This window comes from uncultured Agitococcus sp. (assembly GCF_937920075.1).
In the GTDB taxonomy this organism is placed as follows: domain Bacteria; phylum Pseudomonadota; class Gammaproteobacteria; order Pseudomonadales; family Moraxellaceae; genus Agitococcus.
Genome location: NZ_CALETI010000169.1, coordinates 1 through 4795, shown reverse-complemented (window position 1 = coordinate 4795; position 4795 = coordinate 1). Strand labels below are relative to the sequence as shown.

General features: G+C 38.2%; 4 protein-coding genes. All 4 read right to left on the bottom strand.

What is annotated here, in order from left to right; translation table 11 throughout:
- Positions 1-935: DUF3131 domain-containing protein (locus Q0212_RS06240; protein ID WP_297923660.1), on the bottom strand; the 935-nt coding region annotated here is incomplete at its 3' end.
- Positions 917-2497 carry a DUF3131 domain-containing protein gene (locus Q0212_RS06235; RefSeq protein ID WP_297923658.1) on the bottom strand — a complete coding sequence of 527 codons (1581 nt, stop codon included), beginning with the start codon at positions 2495-2497 and terminating at the stop codon, positions 917-919. The genes Q0212_RS06235 and Q0212_RS06240, both read right to left, overlap by 19 nt.
- A gap of 12 nt (positions 2498-2509) precedes the next feature.
- A complete protein-coding gene (locus tag Q0212_RS06230) occupies positions 2510-4069 on the bottom strand; it encodes a DUF3131 domain-containing protein (RefSeq protein WP_297923657.1) in 1560 nt (519 codons plus the stop codon).
- Between the two features lie 14 nt (positions 4070-4083).
- Positions 4084-4795: hypothetical protein (locus tag Q0212_RS06225; RefSeq protein WP_297923655.1), on the bottom strand; the 712-nt coding region annotated here is incomplete at its 5' end.

Below are 4795 nucleotides of genomic sequence, written 5' to 3'. Positions count from 1 at the left end.
TTTGCGGTAAATATTTTTTCGGTTTGCCAACGTTTTTCTTGTACTCGATAAACCATCTGTGCTTGTTCTATAAACAATTTTTGCTGTTTAGCCGCCTCTGTTGGAAAAATTTGCCACGCAAACTCCAATCCTAATAAATTATAAGGCGTTGTTAAAATTGGATTAGAAATATGAGTTAAACGTGGGTCTCGTGCATCGTATAACAAATTAATATTATCAACGTTGATTCGCTCATTGGGATTAAAATCTAAAGATTTATTACTATTAAATCCCCATAGACTAAAACCTAAAGCGGCATACTGCTGATAACCTAATCGTCCCTCAGCCTCATACTGCCACTGATTATTGACTTTAGTTTTTAACTTTAACTGACCACAATCATCAATAACCTGACAAAAATGCCAACGCAAGACTATTTTATCTAAATATTCATGGTATTCAGGATAATACTCACCGACAATTTTTAGCCAAATTAATAAGCGACTGATTTCTAAAGTCGACCAACCTGCTTCACCCACCTCACTATATTGGTTAAGCATTTTGCCTGTTTTAGCTTGATAAAAACGGTTAGGCAATTGCCCTTCAACCAAATCCATTTGTGACATAAATGCCAGCAATCGACTTAACCGCTGATCGAACTCTATTTTATCAATCAGACCTAATTGATGTGCCGATAATAATGCCGCCAAACTATCTGCCATTGTCCACGGTGTAGCCATCGGATAACGATCTAAGGCATTAACTAATCCTGTGTCATTATCGGTATTATTGATAAAATAACGCCATGCCGTTTTTGCCCATGCGATTTCTTTGCTAGTTAAAGGCGCGATACGTCCTTGATGCAATAAACTTCCTGCATCAATCTGTTGATATAATTGATTTGCTTGTCTAACAACCACGCCACAAGAAGATAAACTCAGTGACAGGACGACCAAGCAGGCACAGTAACTGGAGCTTTTTCTTGGCATACTGAACACGTCTTTTGTACGGTACATTCATTATTTAACGGTTTAATCGCACGAATCGGCGCGTTTGTTGATTTTTGAGGCCAAAAAAACCATGTTTTCTTTTCAGTTAATGGCTTTAAGTTGGTTAATGCGGTATCACAAATTTGGGGACGATTCTTTTTGGTGTTTTCACCATTATAACTATCAGCAATGGTTTTTTCCCATAAAGAGACAACGGGTTTTGTTGCCTTATTCATGGTGAGTAGTTTACCTTTGGCTTTATATAATAGGCTCTCTAACATGATGCCATTGTTATTAGCAGTGAATGCTTTAATCGGACCTTTACCATTTTCATATACACCTTCGTAATAACCTTTTTCGGGTACATACTGGTGCCAAATATGATTTGCTAATAAATCGGTATAAGGGGTGTCCCACAATACCCACATACCTAGTGCTGCTTTTAGAGAGACTGCTGCAAGCTCAGGCACATATTTACCACTATCGGTAATGGTATTCCATGGATAACCATCAGTGTAAACTGTGTCATAAACGAAGTATGGGGCTTTATCTAATTGATGTTCTGAACGTGCAGTGATAATACCTGCTTCTTTGTAACGATTTTCTTGCACCTGATACACACGATGAGCAAAATTCTCCATGATTTTATCGGTAAACACGTTATCAGCACTGTGCATATCGCCGACAACATCCCATCCAAATTCAACCCCATCCAAGACATAAGACTCTGAAACGACATAATTGTGTTGATTTAATTCTCGTGGGTCACGTGTATCATAAGGCACATTAATACAGTACATGGGCATTACCGCAAATGGTTCTGGTCTTGTTGATAAACAAGTGGGAACATGCCATAACTGAAAACCTTTGGCCGCATATTCCTCATAACCCAAACGTCCTTCTTGCACATAAACGGTTTTTTTATCAGCATTCAGCATTGCACCAAACATCGTGCCACACTTGTCAACCACATTGCTAAAATCCCAACGCAAGACAACGCTGTCTATTGCGTTGGCATGTTCTGGATAGTTTTCTTTAAGAATTCTTAACCAAATTAACATTCTGCCTAAATCAAGTGCAGAAAAACCAATTTCACCTGCCTTATTAGCATAATTCACTTTTTCGGCTGTTTTTGTGTGATATACCTTGTTAGGCAATTCATTCCGAAATAACACTAAATTATTTAAAGTGGCAATTAACTTAGTTAAACGACTATCAAAGGTTTGTTTATCAATAAAATTAAATTGATGCGCTGCGACTAAGGCTGCCATATATGAAGCGGTATCCCACATAGTGGTGGATGGATAACCATCTACTGCATTCACTAAGCCCGTTTCAGGTTGATAATTATTTTGAAAATAACGCCATGCTATTTTGGCCATTTCCATTTCAGTTTCAGTTAAAGCACCTTGACGCTGTTTATAGGCAATCGGAGGTTGAGCGGATACAGTCATCGCCTGAGCAGACACCACAACACTTGCATTTGCTAACATCGCTAAACACAACGTCAATGCTTTAGCTTTAATCATTTATTGATGCCCTCAATTAGCTAATAATTTGCCAGATTTAAGATAAGCTAAACTTTCTAAAATCACACCATTGGTATTAGCAGTAATCACTTTATTAGGGCGTTTGCCCTCTTCATATAAGCCTGCATACCATCCTTGATTAGCCACATTTAAGCCTTTAACTGCGTTAATCAACTTGTCACTATAGTTATGCTGATACAAAACATACCATGCAAAAGCAGCTTTTGTTGATAAGGCTCTAAAAGCACTCGCATCTTGTCCTTTATCAGTAATTGCCGCCCATGATTTTCCTGCCACATAAACAGTGTTATAAACAAAATACGGGGCAACATCTATATGGTCTTCTGTTACTGCGGTAACAATACCCATACGCTTGTATCGCTGTTCTTGTACCAAAAACATGTTTTCGGCTAATTGTGCAGAGTTTTTATCAAATCCAAACTCCAAACCATCTAAAATAAATGGCTCACTCAACATATAGTTATATGCACCATGTTGTTTAGGGTCACGCTTATCAATCGCTATTTTAATGCCATCAATTATCACATATTCTAAATAGTTGGTATAACTAGCCGCTGCATTTGCACTCCAATTATTGAATAAAGCAAAGGTTTTTGCGGCATATTGTTCATATCCTAAACGCCCTTCTTGTAATAAATGTACTGTTCCATCTGCTTTTAATGATGCTCCAAATAAAAGACCTCTATCTAACATGTTTTGTGTTTGCCAACGTGCTAATACTTTATTAATACTCGGACGATGTGCTGGAAATTTTTGATAAATAATTTTGAGTGGCACTAATAGACGGCCAATATCAATCGCTGACCAACCAATACCTTTAGTAGCATCTTTATTAGCATAATTGACCATTGCCAAGGTTTTAGTGTTATAGGATTTATTGGGTAATTTGCCATCAAATAAAGGGATTTTTTCTAAAGCAACTAGGACATTCGCCATGCGCTCATTGAGTTCTTTTTTGCTAATAATGCCTAAACGCTGAGCCGAAATAGCCCCCAACATATAAGAGGCGGTATCCCACATGGTGGTGGATGGATAACCATTGACTGAATTGACTAAGCCTGTTGCTTGGGTGTTATTGGCAAAATACTGCCATGCAATACGCGCCCATTCCATTTCTTCGGCGGTCAACACACGAGGTTGACGCTTCTTAACCATCAAAGGATTTAGCACAACATCATCAGGTACTTTAGGCTTCATAGCATTGTCTGCTACCAATTGTTGTGGTTGTGGGGTAGAGACTTGTGCTGTGACAACGGGCGTATCAAGTTTTTTTTCTGCTTCCTCAGTGGCCACGGTTTGTACGGCAACGACAGGCACAGGTTTATCAATCACTTGTTCATCTATAGCACGTTCTGATTGCACAACTGGAGTCGCTTGTACTTGATTATTAGGTAGCTTAACAACACTCTTAACCATCATGACTGGTGGAATAACTTGGGGGGCAACAGTCGCTTTTTGCTCAATGTAATACACCATTGAAAATGCAACTAATAAACCAAGCACAAATACGATATAACTGCGCGCTGTAATTAAATCATCCTTTAAAGCCATCTATCATCTCCACTTTAAGCTACTTGATAATCAGGTTTCCACAACGCCGCTCTGACTAGAGGATACATTGCAGCAATATTGTTTATGCTCCAAAAAACATTAATCAAAAAGCCACTCACATCCAAAGGCATATCTAAGGCCATTTTGGTAAAACCAATCACTAAACCAATAATACTTAACACAATAATGGCTAATTGTGGATAGACTAAATGAATAAATGTGCCTTCTTGACGCTCTTTAGGAGTAACAGGAAATTTAATTTTTTCACCACGCAACACATTCGCTAATGCTTGAAAATTGACAGGAAAAAAAGATAAATAAGAGGCTTTACCATCCCAAGCTTTAACTCCCCATGTCGCAAACATAAAAGCTAACTCAGTACAAATAATAAAGGGCAAAAAGTGCCAATAAAAAGGTGTAGAGTATGCAGAGACTGGCGATATACCCGTCACTAAAAATATGGTTGGTGCTACCAAAAAGATGACATTCCAAATACAGCCGAGGTATGACCAAAACGTAGTCATATACATAACCCGTTGCGGCCACGTCAAATTACCTTGAAAAACTGGATTATCTCTTAATGCAATATCTAAAGAACCACCTGCATATTTAAATCGTTGAATCATCCATGTTTGCAAATCTTGGGGAGACAACATTTTAGATTCAACTTTGGGGTGCATCACCGATTTCCAATGATGATCTGGATCAGAATGTAAAACAATAGAC

Bases quoted from the DNA above. Each gene is read 5' to 3' on its own strand.
- Q0212_RS06235 (WP_297923658.1), bottom strand. From the start codon at position 2,497: ATGATTAAAGCTAAAGCATTGACGTTGTGTTTAGCGATGTTAGCAAAT.
- Q0212_RS06230 (WP_297923657.1), bottom strand. From the start codon at position 4,069: ATGGCTTTAAAGGATGATTTAATTACAGCGCGCAGTTATATCGTATTT.